Source organism: Variovorax sp. GW821-FHT09B05 (genome assembly GCF_059418265.1).
In genome coordinates this window covers 336,499-354,120 of record NZ_JBWKPN010000009.1, presented here as the reverse complement: position 1 = coordinate 354,120, position 17,622 = coordinate 336,499, and the positions used below count along the sequence as shown (strand labels likewise).

The 17,622-nt window shown below is 71.6% G+C and carries 11 protein-coding genes; 3 read left to right on the top strand and 8 right to left on the bottom strand.

Annotation, left to right across the window (positions count from 1 at the left end; translation table 11 throughout):
• Positions 1-49 precede the first annotated feature (49 nt).
• Entirely contained in the window at positions 50-1,504 is a 1,455-nt protein-coding gene (gene pdxR / locus AC07RM_RS24340) for a MocR-like pyridoxine biosynthesis transcription factor PdxR (RefSeq protein ID WP_495336206.1), read from the top strand.
• Here pdxR and AC07RM_RS24335 read toward each other — a convergent pair.
• The 6 genes from AC07RM_RS24335 to AC07RM_RS24310 all read right to left on the bottom strand — a co-directional run bounded on the left by AC07RM_RS24335 (position 1,495) and on the right by AC07RM_RS24310 (position 8,918).
• The gene (locus tag AC07RM_RS24335) at positions 1,495-2,355 is read right to left on the bottom strand and encodes an isocitrate lyase/PEP mutase family protein (protein WP_209544257.1); all 861 of its coding nucleotides are present in this window, start codon (positions 2,353-2,355) and stop codon (positions 1,495-1,497) included. The genes pdxR and AC07RM_RS24335 overlap by 10 nt on opposite strands.
• A 16-nt stretch (positions 2,356-2,371) precedes the next feature.
• Positions 2,372-3,565 carry a 2-methylaconitate cis-trans isomerase PrpF gene (prpF, locus tag AC07RM_RS24330; RefSeq protein WP_495336205.1) on the bottom strand — a complete coding sequence of 398 codons (1,194 nt, stop codon included), beginning with the start codon at positions 3,563-3,565 and terminating at the stop codon, positions 2,372-2,374.
• A gap of 13 nt (positions 3,566-3,578) precedes the next feature.
• Positions 3,579-6,203, bottom strand: a complete 2,625-nt coding sequence (gene acnD / locus AC07RM_RS24325) for a Fe/S-dependent 2-methylisocitrate dehydratase AcnD (protein ID WP_495336204.1) — start codon at positions 6,201-6,203, stop codon at positions 3,579-3,581.
• A 55-nt stretch (positions 6,204-6,258) separates the two neighbouring features.
• On the bottom strand, positions 6,259-7,239 hold the full coding sequence (locus AC07RM_RS24320; RefSeq protein ID WP_495336203.1) for a tripartite tricarboxylate transporter substrate binding protein: 981 nt from the start codon (positions 7,237-7,239) through the stop codon (positions 6,259-6,261).
• 120 nt (positions 7,240-7,359) lie between these two features.
• On the bottom strand, positions 7,360-8,517 hold the full coding sequence (gene prpC, locus AC07RM_RS24315; RefSeq protein ID WP_495336202.1) for a bifunctional 2-methylcitrate synthase/citrate synthase: 1,158 nt from the start codon (positions 8,515-8,517) through the stop codon (positions 7,360-7,362).
• Positions 8,518-8,522: 5 nt separating this feature from the next.
• Entirely contained in the window at positions 8,523-8,918 is a 396-nt protein-coding gene (locus AC07RM_RS24310) for an acyl-CoA thioesterase (protein ID WP_495336201.1), read from the bottom strand.
• A gap of 123 nt (positions 8,919-9,041) precedes the next feature.
• Here AC07RM_RS24310 and AC07RM_RS24305 point away from each other — a divergent pair, with 123 nt between their 5' ends.
• Both AC07RM_RS24305 and AC07RM_RS24300 read left to right on the top strand, forming a co-directional pair.
• Positions 9,042-10,481, top strand: a complete 1,440-nt coding sequence (locus tag AC07RM_RS24305; RefSeq protein WP_495336200.1) for a short-chain fatty acyl-CoA regulator family protein — start codon at positions 9,042-9,044, stop codon at positions 10,479-10,481.
• Positions 10,482-10,977: 496 nt separating this feature from the next.
• Complete coding sequence (locus tag AC07RM_RS24300; RefSeq protein WP_495336222.1) at positions 10,978-15,234, top strand: hypothetical protein; 4,257 nt, start codon at positions 10,978-10,980, stop codon at positions 15,232-15,234.
• A gap of 98 nt (positions 15,235-15,332) precedes the next feature.
• On the opposite strand, the gene AC07RM_RS24295 is transcribed toward AC07RM_RS24300, so the two are convergent.
• Positions 15,333-16,379, bottom strand: coding sequence for a LacI family DNA-binding transcriptional regulator (locus AC07RM_RS24295; RefSeq protein ID WP_093345707.1), 1,047 nt, complete (start codon positions 16,377-16,379; stop codon positions 15,333-15,335).
• 46 nt (positions 16,380-16,425) lie between these two features.
• Positions 16,426-17,622 carry a fumarylacetoacetate hydrolase family protein gene (locus AC07RM_RS24290; protein WP_495336199.1) on the bottom strand — a complete coding sequence of 399 codons (1,197 nt, stop codon included), beginning with the start codon at positions 17,620-17,622 and terminating at the stop codon, positions 16,426-16,428.

Genomic DNA, 17,622 nt, shown 5'->3' with positions numbered 1-17,622 from the left:
TGTCGCTTCGGACCGGCACAATGCGAAGAACCAGTTTGGACCTTTTTGCATGGACCAGTTGTCGCTTCCTCCGGGCCAGGGCGCGGGCCGCCGCATCTACGCGCTGCTGCGCGACCAGATCGCCGACGGCACCCTGCCCGCCGGCGCGCCCGCCCCGTCGACCCGGGCCCTGGCGGCCGAGCTCGGTGTCTCGCGCACCACGGTGACCGCGGTCTACGAGCAGCTCGCCGCCGAGGGCTACCTGCTCACGTCGGCCGGACGCACGGCGCGCGTGGCGAGCCCGCCGTCCGCCGCCGTGGCACGGCCGGCGGCCGCCTCCCGCCGCGCCCGGCCCGCGCCCACGCTGTCGGCCTACGGCCGCCGCATCGCCGCGATGGCGCCACCAGCGACCGCACCGAGCGAGCCGGCGCGCATCGACTTCCTCTATGGCGCGGTCGCCTCGCGCGACTTCCCCGCGCTGGCCTGGCGGCGCGCCTACCAGGCCGAGCTGCTGCGCCAGCAGCGCAGCCTGAGCTACGCCGCGCCCGAAGGCGACGAAGGGTTGAGGCGCGCGCTGCAGGGCTATCTGCGGCGCGCGCGCGGGCTGGTCTGCGACGCGGAACAGATCGTCGTGGTGCAGGGCTCGCAGCAGGGCATCGACCTGTGCGCGCGGCTACTGCTCGATCCCGCCGACGCCTTCGTGTTCGAGAACCCCGGCTACCTGATGGCACGACGCTGCTTCGAGGCCACGGGGGCGGCGCTGCTGCCGGTGCCCGTCGATGCGCAGGGCCTGGACACGGCCGCGCTGCCGCGCGACGGCCGCGCGCGCCTGGCCTATGTCACGCCCTCGCATCAGTTCCCGCTCGGCGGCGTGCTCGCCATCGGCCGGCGCCTCGCGCTGCTGCAATGGGCGCGGCAGCAGCGCGCCTGGATCGTGGAAGACGACTACGACGGCGAGTTCCGCTACGGCCAGCGCCCGATCGACGCGCTGCGCGCGGTCGATGCCGACGGGCGCGTGCTCTATGTGGGCACCTTCTCGAAGGCGCTGTCGCCGCAGATGCGGCTCGGCTACCTGGTGCTGCCGCCCGAGCTGGGGCCGGTGTTCCGCCAGGCCAAGCGCATGGCCGACCGCCATGCGCCGCTGCTCGAGCAGCGGGTGCTGGCGGCGCTGATCGACAGCGGCGCCTACGAGCGCCACGTGCGGCGCGTGCGGCGCGAGAACGAACGCCGCCGCACGGCGCTGCTCGACGCGATCGCGCGCCATCTGCCGGCCGAGGCGCAGGTCGCGGGCACGGCGGCCGGGCTGCACGTGGTGCTGTGGCTGCCCTGGCTGCGGCCGCGCGACGAAGCCGCGCTGGTCGCCGCCGCGCGGCTGCGGGGCGTGGGTGTGTATCCGGTGTCGCCGCTCTACGCGGGCAAGGTCACCGGCAACCGTTGCGGCGGCCTGATCCTCGGCTATGCGAGCCTCACGGTCGAGCAGATCGACCAGGGCGTGCGGCTGCTGGCCGCGGTGCTTCAGGTGTAGCGCTGCTCCAGCGCGTCCCACTCGGGCTTGCCCACGAGCCGCTGGCGCTCCGCGAAGGGCGTGACCAGGCCGCTGGATTCGCGCACTTCCTTCTCGTCGCGCAGCACCGTCAGCGCCTTCTGCATGCCGGCCACCGCACCCTGCAGCGCGGCATTGGCATAGAGCACGATGCCGTAGCCGAGCTCGCCGAGTTCGGTCGCGTTGAAGATCGGCGTCTTGCCGCCGATCACCATGTTCATGAGCTGCGGCCGGTCCAACCGCTTCGGCAGCGCGCGAACCTCCTCGGCGCTGGTCACGGCCTCGACGAACAGGATGTCGGCGCCGGCCTCGGCGAAGCGCTGCGCGCGCTCGACCGCGGCCTCGAAGCCATGGATCGCGGCCGCGTCGGTGCGCGCCATGATCAGCAGGTCGGGATCGCGGCGCGCATCGACGGCCGCCTTGATCTTGCTCACGGCCTCCTCGGTGGAGATCACCTCCTTGCCCGAGAAATGACCGCAGCGCTTGGGCGCGACCTGGTCCTCGAACTGGATGCAGTCGGCGCCCGCGCGCTCGAGCGTGCGCACGGTGTGGCGCACGTTGAGCGCGTTGCCGAAGCCGGTGTCGGCATCGACGATCAGCGGCACCGACACGGCATCGCGGATGCGCGCCGTGTGGTCGGCGATCTCCGACAGGCCCATGAAGCCCTGGTCGGGCATGCCGAACCACATGTTGGTGACACCGGCGCCGGTGACGTAGATGGCCTGGAAGCCGAGGTCCTCGACGACGCGGGCGGAGAGCGCATTGAAGGCGCCCGGAACGATCAGGCCGCGGCGGGCCTCGGCGAGGGACTTGAGTTGCTTGCGGGTGGACATGGGGAGGATCCGTTTTTCAGAAACTGTCGCCGGGCACGCGCACCCAGCCTTCCATCAATACGCGGGCGCTGCGGCTCATCAGGGCCTTGGTCACGGCCCACTGGCCGTCGACCGCGCGCGCCTCGGCGCCGACGCGCAAGGTGCCCGAGGGATGGCCGAAGCGCACCGCCTGGCGTTCGCCGCCGCCGGCCGCGAGGTTCACCAGCGTGCCGGGGATCGCGGCCGCGGTGCCGATCGCGACCGCGGCCGTGCCCATCATGGCGTGGTGCAGCTTGCCCATCGACAGGGCGCGCACCAGCAGGTCGACGTCGGCGGCCCGCACCGGCTTGCCGCTGGACGCGACGTAATCCTTCGGCGGCGCGACGAACGCGACCTTGGGCGTGTGCTGGCGCTTCGCGGCCTCGGCGATGTCCTGGATCAGGCCCATCTTCACGGCGCCGTGCGCGCGGATGGTCTCGAACCTCGCGAGTGCCTCGGGGTCGCCGTTGATCGCGTCCTGCAGCTCGGTGCCGCTGTAGCCGATGTCGGCGGCGTTGACGAAGATGGTGGGGATGCCGGCGTTGATCAGCGTGGCCTTGAAGGTGCCGACGCCGGGCACCTCGAGGTCGTCGACCAGCCTGCCCGTGGGGAACATCGCGCCGCCGCCCTCGCCCTCCCCTTCGTCGGCCGGATCGATGAACTCCAGCGGCACCTCGGCCGCCGCGAATGTCACGCCGTCGAGCTCGAAGTCGCCGGTCTCCTGCACCTGGCCGAGCGAGATCGGCACATGGGCCACGATGGTCTTGCCGATGTTGGCCTGCCAGATGCGCACGGTGCACACGCCGTCGGGTGGCACGCGGGCCGGGTCGATCAGGCCCTGCGCGATCGCGAACGGACCGACGGCGGCCGACAGGTTGCCGCAGTTGCCCGACCAGTCGACGAAGGCGCTGTCGATGGAAACCTGACCGAACAGGTAGTCGACGTCGTGATCGGGCCGCGTCGAGCGCGAGAGGATCACGGTCTTCGAGGTCGACGAGGTCGCGCCGCCCATGCCGTCGATCTGCTTGGCATAGGGGTCGGGGCTGCCGATCACGCGCAGCAGCAGCGCGTCGCGCGCCGGGCCCGGCTGTTGCGCGGCCCGTGGCAGGTCCTGCAGGCGGAAGAACACGCCCTTGCTGGTGCCGCCGCGCATGTAGACGGCGGGAATCTTGATCTGGGGAATGGATGCCATGGCGATGGGTTTCTCAAGCGGCCGCGGTGTTCGCGGCCAGGAAGTCTTGCGCAAAACGCTGCAGCACGCCGCCGGCCTCGTAGATGGACACTTCCTCGGCGGTGTCGAGGCGGCAGGTGACCGGCACGCGCAGCACTTCGCCATCGCGGCGATGCACGATCAGCGCGAGGTCGGCGCGCGGGGCGGGTTCGCCGGCCACGTCGTAGGTCTCGGTGCCGTCCAGCCCCAGCGTAAGCCGCGTGGTGCCGGGCTTGAACTCGAGCGGCAGCACGCCCATGCCGAGCAGGTTGGTGCGGTGGATGCGCTCGAAGCCCTCGGCCACCACGGTCTCGACGCCGGCCAGGCGCACGCCCTTCGCGGCCCAGTCGCGCGAGGAACCCTGGCCGTAGTCGGCACCGGCCACGATGATCAGCGGCTGGCGGCGGTTCAGGTAGGTCTCGATCGCCTCCCACATGCGCACCACGCGGCCCTCGGGTTCGATGCGCGCGAGCGAGCCCTTCTGCTGCACGCCGTCGACCACCGCCATCTCGTTGACGAGCTGCGGATTGGCGAAGGTGGCGCGCATCGCCGTCAGGTGGTCGCCGCGGTGCGTGGCGTAGGAATTGAAGTCCTCCTCGGGCAGGCCCATCTTCGCGAGGTACTCGCCGGCGGCGCTGTCGCGCAGGATCGCGTTCGACGGCGAGAGGTGGTCAGTCGTGATGTTGTCGGGCAGGAGGGCCAGCGGCCGCATGCCGCGCAGGGTGCGCGGATTGGCCGCCAGCGCGCCGACGCCCTCGCTGTCCCAGTAGGGCGGGCGGCGGATGTAGGTGGACTGCGGGCGCCAGTCGTACTGCGGGCTGGCCTTCTCGCCGTGGTCGGCATGGATCGCGAACATCGGCTCGTAGACCTGGCGGAACATCTCGGGCCGCACCGAGGCGGCGACGATCGCGTCGATCTCCTCGTCGGCGGGCCAGAGGTCGGCCAGGCGGATCTCCTTGCCGTCGACCACGTCGAGGATGTCGCGCTCGATGTCGAAGCGCATGGTGCCCGCGATCGCATAAGCCACCACCAGCGGCGGCGAGGCCAGGAAGGCCTGCTTGGCATAGGGATGGATGCGGCCGTCGAAGTTGCGGTTGCCCGAGAGCACGGCGGTGGCGTAGAGGTCGCGCTCGACGATCTCCTGCTGGATCTTCGGATCGAGCGCGCCCGACATGCCGTTGCAGGTGGTGCAGGCGAAGGCGACGATGCCGAAGCCCAGCTGCTCGAGTTCGGCCAGCAGGCCGGCATCGCGCAGGTAGAGCTCGACGGCCTTCGAGCCCGGCGCCAGCGAGGACTTGACCCAGGGCTTGCGCACCAGGCCCAGCCGGTTGGCGTTGCGCGCCAGCAGCCCGGCCGCGATCACGTTGCGCGGGTTCGAGGTGTTGGTGCACGAGGTGATGGCCGCGATGATCACGGCGCCATCGGGCATCAGGCCCGCGGCCTCCTGCTGGCGCGCCTCGTGCAGGCCGACGGCGATCTCGCGCTCGGCCAGCTGCGAGGTCGGCAGGCGGCGGTGCGGGTTCGACGGGCCCGCCATGTTGCGCACCACGCTGGAGAGATCGAAGCTCAGCACGCGCTCGTAGGTGGCGGATGCCAGCGCGTCGGCCCAGAAGCCCGCGGTCTTCGCGTAGGTCTCGACCAGCGCGACCTGCGCGTCCTCGCGGCCGGTGAGCCGCAGGTAGGCCAGCGTCTGTTCGTCGATGTGGAACAGCGCGGCGGTGGCGCCGTACTCGGGGCACATGTTGGAGATGGTCGCGCGGTCGCCGATGGTGAGGCTGCGCGCGCCCTCGCCGAAGAACTCGAGGTAGGCGCCGACCACCTTTTCCTTGCGCAGGAACTCGGTCAGCGCCAGCACGATGTCGGTGGCGGTGATGCCCGGCTGGCGGCGGCCCGTGAGCTCCACGCCGACGATCTCCGGCAGCCGCATCCACGAGGCGCGGCCGAGCATCACGTTCTCGGCCTCGAGCCCGCCCACGCCGACCGCGATCACGCCCAGCGCGTCGACGTGCGGCGTGTGGCTGTCGGTGCCCACGCAGGTGTCGGGGAAGGCCAGGCCGTCCTGCACGTAGACCACGGGCGACATCTTCTCGAGGTTGATCTGATGCATGATCCCGTTCCCCGCGGGGATCACCTCCATGTTGGCGAAGGCGCGCTTGGTCCATTCGATGAAATGGAAGCGGTCCTCGTTGCGCCGGTCCTCGATCTCGCGGTTCTTCTCGAAGGCCCGCGGGTCGAAGCCGCCGCACTCCACGGCCAGCGAGTGGTCGACGATCAACTGCACCGGCACCACCGGATTCACCTGCGCCGGATCGCCGCCCTCGGCCGCGATCGCATCGCGCAGGCCCGCGAGGTCGACCAGCGCAGTCTGGCCCAGGATGTCGTGGCAGACCACGCGCACCGGGAACCACGGGAAGTCGCGATCGCGCCGGCGCTCGGCGATCTGCAGCAGGCATTCGTCGAGGATCGCGGGATCGCAGCGGCGCACGAGGTTCTCGGCATGCACGCGCGCGGTGTAGGACAGCGTGTCCCAGGCACCGGGGCGCAGCGCTTCGATGGCGGCGCGCGCGTCAATGTAGTCGAGCGCGGTGCCGGGGAGTTTTTTTCTGTGGCTTGAAGTCATCGTGGGAAGCGGGCAGGAAAGCGATGCGGCCCCGCTGCGAGGGGCCGCGCGGGGTTCATTCGGAGCGGATGTCGTTGTCCTTCACGACCTTGGCATAGCGCGGGATCTCGGTGCCGATCAGCGCGCCGAACTGCTCGGCGCTGCCGCCGGCCGGCGACACGCCGGTGGGATCGAGCTTCGCGACCAGTTCGGGCGCCTTGAGGCCGGTGTCGAGCGCGCCGTTGAGCTTGGCGAGCACGGACGGCGGCACGCCCCGGGGCGCGATCAGGCCGTGCCAGGCCACCACGTCGTACGCGGGCAGGCCGCCGCTCTCGGCGATCGAGGGGATGTCGGGATAGGCCTGCAGCCGCTTCGCCGTGGTGACGGCGAAGGCGCGCAGTCGGCCCGACTGCACGTGCGGCATCAGCGCCTCGGTGCCCGCGATCAGCATGTCGACGTTGCCCGCCACCAGGTCGGTGACGGCCGGCCCGGTGCCGCGGTACGGCACGTGCGTGGCCTTGACCTTCGCCATGCCGAACAGGTACTCGCTCACGATGTGCAGGTGGCTGCCGTTGCCGGCCGAGGCGAAGGTGAGCTTGCCGGGGTTCTGGCGTGCGAAGGCCAGCAGTTCCTGCAGGTTCTTCGCGGGCACCTTCGACGGATTGACGCACAGCACGTAGGCGCCCTTCGAGAGCTGGATCACCGGCGTCATCTCGGCCACCGGATCGAAGCGCAGCTTGTAGAGCGAGGGATTGACCGTGTAGCTGCCCGCGATCAGCAGCAGCGTGTAGCCGTCGGGCGGCGTGTGCAGCGCGTACTCGGTGCCGATGGTGCCGCCGGCGCCGGGCCGGTTGTCCACCACCACCGACTGGCCCAGCTGCTGGGTCAGCACGTTGGCCGCCACGCGCGCGATGAAGTCGGAGCCGCCGCCCGGTGCGAAGGGGCAGACGATGCGCAAAGGCTTGTTCGGGAAGGCCTCCTGGGCACGGAGGGTGGCGGCGGGCAGGGTCAGGCCCGCCAGGGCGGCGGCCGAGAAGGCGCGGCGATTCAGCGTCATGGTCTTGTCTCCAGTGTTGTCGTTCGATGTGGGAGCGTGCCGCCCCGCGGGGCGGCACCGCGGAGTGTGCTCCGAGCGACATCGGCCTGGAAGGACTTCACCGCGCCTCAGCCTCTCGCCTCAGGCGCGCGCCTCCATCGGCACGAACTGCAGGTCCTCGGGACCGGTGTAGTTCGCGCTCGGGCGGATGATCTTGTTGTCCACGCGCTGCTCGACCACGTGCGCGGCCCAGCCGCTGGTGCGCGCGATCACGAACAACGGCGTGAACATGGCGGTGGGCACGCCCATCATGTGGTAGCTCACGGCGCTGAACCAGTCGAGGTTGGGGAACATCTTCTTGACCTCCCACATCACGGACTCGAGCCGCTCGGCGATGTCGTACATCTTGGTCGAGCCGGCCTCCTGCGACAGGCGCCGGGCCACGCCCTTGATCACCACGTTGCGCGGGTCGCTCACGGTGTAGACCGGGTGGCCGAAGCCGATCACCACTTCCCTGGCCTCCACGCGGCGACGGATGTCGGCCTCGGCCTCGGCCGGGCTGTCGTAGCGCTTCTGGATCTCGAAGGCCACCTCGTTGGCGCCGCCGTGCTTGGGGCCGCGCAGCGCGCCGATCGCGCCGGCGATGGCCGAGTGCATGTCGCTGCCGGTGCCGGCGATGACGCGCGCGGTGAAGGTGCTGGCGTTGAACTCGTGCTCGGCATAGAGATTGAGCGAGGTGTGCATCGCGCGCACCCAGGCCTCGGAGGGCTTCTGTCCATGCAGCAGGTGCAGGAAGTGGCCGCCGATCGAGTCGTCGTCGGTCTCCACGTCGATGCGCTTGCCCTGGCTGCTCCAGTGGTACCAGTACAGCAGCATCGAGCCCAGCGAGGCCATCAGGCGGTCGGCGATGTCGCGCGCGCCCGGCAGGTTGTGGTCGTCCTTCTCGGGCAGCACGCAGCCCAGTGCCGAGACGCCGGTGCGCATCACGTCCATCGGGTGGGCGCCGGCCGGCAGGCTCTCGAGCGCTTCCTTCACGCTCGCGGGCAGGCCGCGCAGCGCCTTGAGCCGCGCCTTGTAGGCCTTGAGCTCGGCGCGCGTGGGCAGCTTGCCGTGCACCAGCAGGTGCGCGATCTCCTCGAACTCGCAGACCTCGGCGATGTCGAGGATGTCGTAGCCGCGATAGTGCAGGTCGTTGCCGGTGCGGCCCACGGTGCACAGCGCGGTGTTGCCCGCGGTCACGCCCGAGAGGGCAACGGATTTCTTGGGGCGGAAGCCCGCGGGTGCGGTGGTTTCGGTCATGGGGTTCATGCGGTTTCTTCGTTGAGGTAGGCGCGATCGATGGCGGCGGGACGACCGGCGGCGTCGACCGCCACCATCTCGAACACGCCCTTGAGGACTTCTTCGACCGGCGCGCCCGGCACGTCGGCCAGGCCGGTCACGCACACGGTCATCGAGCTGCGGCCGATGCGGCTGACCCAGCCGCGCAGCAGCAGCTGGTGGCCCACCGGCACCGGCGCGAGGAAGTCGACGCCGGTCACGCCGGCCATCACCACCTCGCGCTGCGCCAGGCCGCGCGCGGCCAGGAAGGCGGCCTTGCTCATCAGTTGCAGGCCCTGCCCGGCGAACAGCGTGCCGCGGTGGTTGGCATGCACCGGCAGCACCAGTTCGCGCAGTTCGGTCGTTCCAGCGGGTGTTGTCATGCTTCGCAATCTACGCAGAGAATGCGGTTTGCAGAAGGACTGAAAAGGCAAATTCTTGCGAACCCCAATCCTCCAATTTGCAAATTTTGCGAATTTCCCCGCATTCGCAGCGAAGGCGAAACGATGAAGAAGACATTCATGGGCGTGCGCCTGCGCAGCCTGCGCGCGGAGCGCGGCCTGTCGCAGGTGGCGCTGGCCCATGCGCTGGAGCTGTCGCCCAGCTACCTCAACCAGCTCGAGCAGAACCAGCGGCCGCTGACGGTGGCGGTGCTGCTCAAGATCAGCCGCGCGCTCGGCGTCGACATCCAGCAGTTCTCCGAGGACGAGGAGGCGCGGCTGGTGGCCGGCATGCGCGAGGCGCTGGCCGATGCCGCCGAGCCGGTGGCGCTGCCCGAGCTGCAGGAGGTGGCGGCGCAGATGCCCGCGCTGGGCCGCGCGCTGCTGGCGCTGCACCGGCGCAACATCGAGGCGATGGAGCAGCTCGAGACCATGGCGCTGCGCCTGGGCGACGAGCGCTCGGGCCTGGCCGCGCCGCGCGCCATGCCCTTCGAGGTGGTGCGCGACTTCTTCTTCGCGCACCAGAACCACTTCGACACCCTCGACCGCGCGGCCGAGGCGCTGGCGCAGGAAGCGCAGCAGGCGCAGGCCGCGCCGGGCGCGCGCGAGCACGGCGGCCATCTCGCCGAATGGCTGATCGAGCGGCTGCGCCAGCGCCATGGCGTGCGCGTGCTGCTGACCGACGACACCGAGGTCAGCAAGCGCCGCTACGACGCCGCGCAGCGCAGCCTGCGGCTGTCGCCCGCGCTCGAGCCGGGCCAGCAGGCGTTCCAGCTCGGCACCCAGCTCGCGCTGCTCGAGCTCGGCGCGGCGATCGACGCGCTGGTCGATGCGCCGCCCTTCACCGAGGACCCGGCCTCGCGCAAGCTGGCGCGCATCGGCCTTGCCAACTACTTCGCGGGCGCCCTGCTGCTGCCCTACGGCGCCTTCCTCGAGGCCGCGGAATCGCTGCGCTACGACATCGACCTGCTCGGCCAGCGCTTCGGCGTCGGCTTCGAGACCGTGTGCCACCGGCTCAGCACGCTGCAACGGGTGGGCGCGCCCGGCGTGCCCTTCTTCTTCGTGCGCGTGGACAAGGCCGGCAACATCTCCAAGCGCCAGTCGGCCACGCACTTCCACTTCAGCCGCACCGGCGGCACCTGCCCGCTGTGGAACGTGTACGAGGCCTTCGCGCAGCCCGAGCGCATCCTGCCGCAGCTCGCGCGCATGCCCGACGGGCGGCGCTACCTGTGGATCGCGCGCTCGGTCTCGCGCGGGCAGCGCGGCTGGGGCTCGCCGCGCAAGACCTTCTCGATCGGACTGGGTTGCGACATCCGCCATGCGCCGCGGCTGGTGTATGCGAAGGGGCTCGACCTGCAGGACCCCGAGGCCGCCACGCCGATCGGCATGGGCTGCAAGGTCTGCGAGCGCGAGCGCTGCCCGCAGCGCGCCTTTCCGTTCATCGGCGAGGCGCTGGACGTGGACGAGAACCAGAGCCGGTTCGCGCCCTACGGCTTCGAGCGCTAGGCGTCGCGGCGCCCCCGCGCGGGCGCCGTCCGACGGCTTTTCGGCGCCTTCGCCGGCGCCGTGGCGCGAGCCCGGAACCCGCTTGGCGTTCCGGAAAAAAAGCGCCCCGCGTTACGTAACGCGCGGCGAAAAGCGGTGTTACGCATGTTCCCGCCGCGTGTTACCCCAATTGCGAAAAGCCTTTTGAATCAACGAGATAAGTCGATCACGGTGCCGTAACAAAGGCCTGCCATGGCGGCAGCGCGAAGGCGGCACGCATGTTGCCCCTGTAGGCCATATCTTTGTCACAGAGGCCGCCATGACTACAACAGAATCATCGACTCCGACGACCCCTGGCACCACCGCAAACGGTGGGGCTCCCGTGGTCCTCGCTCAAGCCACCGCCTCGCCGATCGCCCCGATGGGTGCGACCGCGGCAGTGCCCTCCTCGGCACCCGCGGCCGCCGCGCCCGCCAGCATCGGATCGCTATCGAATGCGACGCCCGGCACGACCATCGTGCGCGACGGCGTGAGCATCCCGGTGGACGGCAACCAGTCGCTGATCGCCGGCGACCGCGTGATCGTTCCCGATGGCGGCCAGGCCAACGTGCTGTTCCCCGGCTCGGCCACCAACAAGGCGCCGCTGGCCGGCGTCTTCGCGGGCGGCACCGATGCCACCGTGACGTCGACCAAGCTGCCGGGCGGCCTCGAGCAGGTGAACGTCGACGTGGCCTCGGGCGACCTCGCCGTCACCCCGCCCGATGCCGACGCCGATGCGGCGGCGCTGGCCGTCACCAAGAAGCTCGCCACCGGCGGTGGCCTCGGCGTCGGCGAGTTCGCGCTCGGCGCGCTGGGCGGCATCGCGCTGGCCGCGGCCCTGGGCGGCGGCGGCAGCGATTCGAGCGTTCCCTTCTTCATTCCCGGTGTCGGCGATTCCGATGCGGATGCCGATGCGGACGCGGATGCCGACGCCGATGCGGACGGTGATGCCGACGCAGACGCGGATGCCGATGCGGACGCCGATGCCGACGCGGACGCGGATGCGGATGCAGACGCCGATGCGGATGCCGACGCAGATGCGGACGCTGACGCGGATGCCGACGCTGACGCCGATGCGGACGCCGACGCCGACGCGGATGCCGACCACCTGCTGGATCCGGGCGACGGCACCGTCGGCCACGTGATCGATGCGGTGGACAACACCCTGGGCCTGGGCGGCGCGCTCCAGACCGTGAAACCCATCGTCGACAGCGTCACCGACGTGATCGACGACGTGCTCGCGCCGATCGCCGGCAGCGACTTCACGCCCAACGATCCCAACGAGTTCGATCCCGTGGACAACGTGGTCGACCATGTCACCACCAACCTCGGCGGCGTGCTGTCCCCCGTGGTCGACGGCCTGCTGGGCGGCGGCACCACCGGCGCGATCATCGACACGCTCAATGGCCAGGTCGACTACCTGACCGATGCGCTGAACAACATCCTCGAGAACGTGCTGGGCAGCGACGGCCTGCTGGGCGGCGTGACCACCGGCCTGGGCATCGACGGCCTCGTCGACGGCCTGCTGGGCGACGACGGCGTGGTCGGCCAGGTGCTCGACGGCCTCCTGGGCGAGCACAGCCTGCTCGGTGGCCTGCTGGGCGAAGACGGCCTCGTGGGCGGCCTGCTCGGCGACGACGGCCTGCTCGGTGGCCTGATCGGCGAAGGCACCGCGGTCGGCAGCCTGCTCGACACCCTGCTGGGTGACGGCGGCCTGCTCGGCGGCCTGGGCGGCGAAGACGGATTGCTCGGCGGCCTGCTGGGCCCGGCACTCGGCGAAGGCGGCCTGCTCGGTGGCCTGCTGGGCGACGACGGTGCCCTCGGCGGCCTGCTCGGCGAAGACGGCATCGTGGGCAGCCTGCTCGGCGACGACGGCCTGCTCAGCGGCCTGCTCGGCAGCGAAGGCCTGAGCGGCGGCCTGCTCGGACCGGACGGTCTGGTCGGCAGCCTGCTGGGACCGGATGGCGTGGTCGGCAGCCTGCTGGCCGACGGCCCGCTCGGTGGCCTGCTCGGCGGTGAAGACGGATTGCTCGGCGGCCTGCTGGGTGACGACGGCCTGCTGGGCGGTCTGCTCGGCGACGACGGCCTGCTCGGTGGCGTGCTCGGCGAAGACGGCATCCTCGGCGCCGGTGGCCCGCTCGGCGGCCTGCTGGGCGACGACGGCCTGCTCGGCGGCCTGCTCGCCGATGACGGTTTGCTCGGTGGCCTGCTCGGTGACGACGGCCTGCTCGGCGGCGTGCTGGCCGACGACGGCCTGCTCGGTGGCCTGATCGGCGGCGATGGCCTGCTGGGCGGTCTGCTCGGCGACGACGGCCTGGTCGGTGGCCTGCTGGGCGACGACGGCCTGCTGGGTGGCCTGCTCGGCGAAGGCGGCATCCTCGGCGGCGTGCTGGGTGAAGACGGCCTGGTGCCGAGCCTGCTCGGCGACGACGGCCTGGTCGGCGGCCTGCTCGGCAGCGACGGCCTCGTGGGCGGCCTGCTCGGTGAAGACGGTCTGCTCGGTGGCTTGCTGGGCGGCGTGCTCGGCGGCATCGGTGGTGGCGGCGGCGGCACCGGTGCCCAACTGCTCGACCCGACCGACAGCATCGTCGGTGGCCTGGTCGACGGCCTCAACGACGGCCTGCTCGGCGAGCTCGGCCTGGGCGACGTGCTCGCACCGGTGGTCGGCCTGACCGACAGCCTGACCGATACCGTGAGCGGCCTGCTGGGCCCGGTGCTCGGCGATACCTTCACGCCGAACGACCCGAACGTGCTGGATCCGGTGGACGACCTCGTGGGTCAGGTCACCGACGGTGTCGGCGGCCTGCTGAGCCCGCTGACCGACCAGCTGCTGGGCGCCGGCACCACCGACGCACTGCTGGGCGCGGTGGGCACGCAGGTCGACTTCCTGACCGATGGCGTGGCGAATCTGATCGGCGGCGATGGGCTGCTGGGTGGCGTCCTCGGTGACGACGGTCTGCTGGGCGGTTTGCTCGGCGGCGACGGTGGCCTGCTGGGTGGCGTGCTGGGTGACGACGGTCTGCTGGGCGGTCTGCTCGGTGGCGACGGTGGTCTGCTGGGTGGCGTCCTGGGCGACGACGGTCTGCTGGGCGGTCTGCTCGGCGGCGATGGCGGTCTCCTGGGTGGTGTCCTCGGCGACGACGGCCTGCTGGGCGGCTTGCTCGGTGGCGACGGCGGTCTGCTGGGTGGCGTCCTGGGCGATGACGGTCTGCTGGGCGGCTTGCTCGGCGGCGACGGCGGCCTGCTGGGTGGTGTCCTGGGCGACGACGGTCTGCTGGGCGGTTTGCTCGGCGGCGACGGTGGCCTGCTCGGCGGCATCCTGGGTGATGACGGTCTGCTGGGTGGCTTGCTTGGTGGCGACGGCGGTCTGCTGGGTGGTGTCCTGGGCGACGACGGTCTGCTGGGCGGCCTGCTCGGTGGCGACGGTGGCCTCCTGGGTGGCGTCCTCGGCGACGATGGCCTGCTCGGTGGCATCCTGGGTGACGATGGTCTGCTCGGCGGCGTGCTCGGTGGCGACGGTGGCCTGCTCGGCGGCATCCTCGGCGATGACGGCCTTCTCGGCGGTCTGCTGGGTGGCCTGCTCGGCGGTGGTGCCGATGCCAGCGCCTCGGCCAGCCTGATGGTCGCGGCCGATGCGCCGGCCGACGGTGGCCTGCTCGGCGGTCTGCTGGGTGGTGAAGGCGGCTTGCTCGGCGGCATCCTCGGTGACGATGGCCTGCTGGGCGGTCTGCTCGGCGGTGACGGTGGCCTGCTCGGCAGCATCCTCGGCGACGACGGCCTGCTGGGCGGCGTGCTCGGTGGCGACGGCGGCCTGCTCGGCGGCGTCCTGGGCGACGGTGGCCTGCTGGGCGGCGTGCTCGGTGGCGAAGGTGGTCTGCTCGGCGGCATCCTGGGTGACGACGGCCTGCTGGGCGGCGTGCTCGGTGGCGACGGCGGTCTGCTCGGCGGCATCCTGGGTGACGACGGCCTGCTGGGCGGCGTGCTCGGCGGTGACGGCGGTCTGCTCGGCGGTGTTCTTGGCGATGGCGGCCTGCTGGGCGGCGTGCTCGGCGGTGACGGCGGCCTGCTCGGCGGCATCCTGGGTGACGACGGCCTGCTGGGCGGCGTGCTCGGCGGTGACGGCGGCCTGCTCGGCGGCATCCTGGGCGACGACGGCCTGCTGGGCGGCGTGCTCGGCGGTGACGGTGGCCTGCTCGGCGGCGTGCCGGGCGACGGCGGCCTGCTGGGTGGCGTGCTCGGCGGTGGCGAAGGCGGCCTGCTCGGCGGCGTCCTCGGCGACGACGGCCTGGTCGGCGGTCTGCTCGGCAACGATGGCCTGGTGGGCAACCTGCTGGGCAGCGACGGTCTGGTCGGTGGCTTGGTGGGCGGCCTGCTCGGCAACGACGGCCTCGTCGGCAGCCTGCTCGGCGCGCTGGGCGGCGACGGCCCGGTGGCCAACATCCTGCAGCCGGTGACCGAGATCGCCAGCGGCCTGAGCGACACCCTCGCTCCGGTGGTCGATACGCTGACCAGCGCTGGCTCCGGTGCCCTGGCCCCGGTGACCGACATCCTGGCCGGTGCGACCGCGGCGGCGGCGCCGGTGGTCGCGACCGTGTCCAACGTGGTCGAGAACGTCGATCACGCGGTGGGCTCGGTGGTCGCCGACGTGGTGACCCCGATCACCAGCCAGGTCGAGCACACGGTGGGCAATGTGGTGACCCCGGTCGCCAACATCCTGCACGGCCTGCTGGGCTGATCGCGGACCGCGGCTCGCGCCGCGACGCACGACGAGAAGGGGCGGACCGGCGACGGTCGGCCCCTTTTCTCATGGCGCCCCGCGGGGCGCCGTCCCGTTCAGGCGCTCCCGCGCTCGATCAGCTCGAAACCCAGATCGCGCTTGCGCGCCGCCGGCGTCTCGCTGCGCAGCCGCTGCACCAGCATGCGCGCGGCCTCCTCGCCCATGCGCACGGTCGGCACCGCGATGGTCGTGAGGCCGGGGTTGAGCTCGCGCGCGATCTCGTAGTCGCCGAAGCCCATGATCGCGAGCTGCTTCGGCACCGCGATGCCCAGCCGCTGGCAGGCCAGCAGCGCGCCCGAGGCCAGCAGGTCGCTCGAGAACAGCAGCAGGTCGCTGTCGGGGAAACGCGCGCGCGCGGCCTCGAGCAAGGTGCTGCCGCTGCCCATGGTGTAGGGCAGGTTCTCCACCACCAGGCTGCGCGGCGCCTGGCCCGGGTAGTGGCGCGCCATGCCGGTGGTGTAGCCGTCCAGGCGCTCGCGCGCGCGGTCGTCGCCGGGGCGCGCGGCGCCCACGAAGGTGGGATGGCGGTAGCCGCGCCGCTGCGCATAGGCCACGGCCGCGGCCAGCGCCTCCTGGTTCGAGAAGCCCACGAGCTGGTCGATGGGCTTGCGCGTCCAGGCCCAGCTCTCGACCACGGGAATGGCGGCGCGCGCGAGCATCTCGCGCACCGCGTCGGTGTGGCGCGTGCCGACGAGGAAGAAGGCGTCGGGGCGGCGGCCCAGCAGGCTGCGCACCACGGCCTCCTCGCGCTCGTGGCTGTAGTCGGTGTGGCCGATGATCACCTGGTAGCCGGCCTGCAGCAGCACGTTCGACAGGCCCTGCAGCGTCTCGGCGAACACCGAGGCCGCGATCTGCGGAATCACGGCGGCCACCGTCATGCTGCGGTTCGAGGCCAGGTGGCTGGCCGCGAGGTTCTGCACGTAGCGGGTGCTGCGGATCGCCGCCTCCACGCGCTCGCGCGTCTGCGGCGTGCAGCCCTCGGGGTCGCGCAGCACGCGCGACACGGTCTGTGCCGACACGCCCGCCACCTGGGCCACGTCGGCCATGGTGACGGAGTTGGTGCCGAAGCGGCGGCGGCCCTGTCTTTTTTCGGGTTCTGTCATGGGTGGCCCGGATTCTGCCGCCAAGCGCGCCCGGCCACCGCCGCGCTCAAAGCCGCCCGCGCGCGGCGAGGTTGCGTATCAGCGCGCCGATGCCGAAGGTCCACGGCGGAATGCGGTCGCTGCGGCCGACGCGGTTGAACAGCGTGCCCAGCCGCTCGGCGCGGATCGCGACGCGGTCGCCCTCGTGGTGGGTGAAGCCGGCGCCGGGCGCGTCGCGGTCCTGGATCGGCGCGAACATGGTGCCGCAGAACAGCAGGATGCCGTCGGGGTACTGGTGGTGCGCGCCCATGGCGTGGCGCACCAGCTCGAGCGGATCGCGGCTGATCTGCGCCATCGAGCTCGAGCCCTCGAGCACGAAGCCGTCCTCGCCTTCCACGCGCAGTTCGACCACGGTGGCGCGCAGGTCGTCGATGCCGTAGTGGGCGTCGAACAGGCGGATGAACGGGCCGATGGCGCACGAGGCGTTGTTGTCCTTGGCCTTGCCCAGCAGCAGCGCGCTGCGGCCCTCGAAGTCGCGCAGGTTGACGTCGTTGCCGAGCGCGGCGCCAACGGTCCGGCCGCGGCTGTCGATGGCCAGCACGACCTCGGGCTCGGGGTTGTTCCAGGTCGAGCCCGGATGCAGGCCCACCTGCACGCCGGTGCCCACCGAGGCCAGCGGCGCGGCCTTGGTGAAGACCTCGGCGTCGGGCCCGATGCCGACCTCGAGGTACTGCGACCACAGGCCCTGCGCGAGCAGCACCTGCTTGAGCTGCATCGCCTCCGGCGAGCCCGGCACGATGCCCGAGAGGTCGTCGCCGACCACGGCCACCACCTGGCGGCGCACCGCCTCGGCGCGGCTCGCGTCGCCGCGCGCCTGTTCCTCGATCACACGCTCGACCATGCTGGCCGCGAAGGTCACGCCGGCCGCCTTCACCACCTGCAGGTCGTTGGGCGCGAGCAAATGGCGCTGCGCGGGATCGGGACCGTGCGCGGCGGTGCTCGCGAGCCAGTCGGCCAGCGTGCCGAGCAGCACGCCTTCGGCATCGCGCACGGCGCCGGCCGCGTCCTCGCGCTCGAGCAGCGCCGAGACCGTGGGCGCGAGCGCGCCGATGTCGACCAGCTGGCCTTCGCGCACCGTCACCAGCGTCGGGCCGCCCTCTTCGCCGTTCCCGCCCGGCAACCAGGCACGGCCCACGAGCAGCGCTTTCTCCGCATCGATGGGCAGCGTGGCCGCGGCATCGACCATGTCGGGAATCGCCTGCAT

What these genes read in the sequence shown, in the direction of transcription:
- pdxR (WP_495336206.1), top strand. Translation starts at nt 50, where the DNA reads ATGGACCAGTTGTCGCTTCCTCCGGGCCAGGGCGCGGGCCGCCGCATC.
- AC07RM_RS24335 (WP_209544257.1), bottom strand. Translation starts at nt 2,355, where the DNA reads ATGTCCACCCGCAAGCAACTCAAGTCCCTCGCCGAGGCCCGCCGCGGC.
- prpF (WP_495336205.1), bottom strand. Translation starts at nt 3,565, where the DNA reads ATGGCATCCATTCCCCAGATCAAGATTCCCGCCGTCTACATGCGCGGC.
- acnD (WP_495336204.1), bottom strand. Translation starts at nt 6,203, where the DNA reads ATGACTTCAAGCCACAGAAAAAAACTCCCCGGCACCGCGCTCGACTAC.
- AC07RM_RS24320 (WP_495336203.1), bottom strand. Translation starts at nt 7,239, where the DNA reads ATGACGCTGAATCGCCGCGCCTTCTCGGCCGCCGCCCTGGCGGGCCTG.
- prpC (WP_495336202.1), bottom strand. Translation starts at nt 8,517, where the DNA reads ATGACCGAAACCACCGCACCCGCGGGCTTCCGCCCCAAGAAATCCGTT.
- AC07RM_RS24310 (WP_495336201.1), bottom strand. Translation starts at nt 8,918, where the DNA reads ATGACAACACCCGCTGGAACGACCGAACTGCGCGAACTGGTGCTGCCG.
- AC07RM_RS24305 (WP_495336200.1), top strand. Translation starts at nt 9,042, where the DNA reads ATGAAGAAGACATTCATGGGCGTGCGCCTGCGCAGCCTGCGCGCGGAG.
- AC07RM_RS24295 (WP_093345707.1), bottom strand. Translation starts at nt 16,379, where the DNA reads ATGACAGAACCCGAAAAAAGACAGGGCCGCCGCCGCTTCGGCACCAAC.
- AC07RM_RS24290 (WP_495336199.1), bottom strand. Translation starts at nt 17,622, where the DNA reads ATGCAGGCGATTCCCGACATGGTCGATGCCGCGGCCACGCTGCCCATC.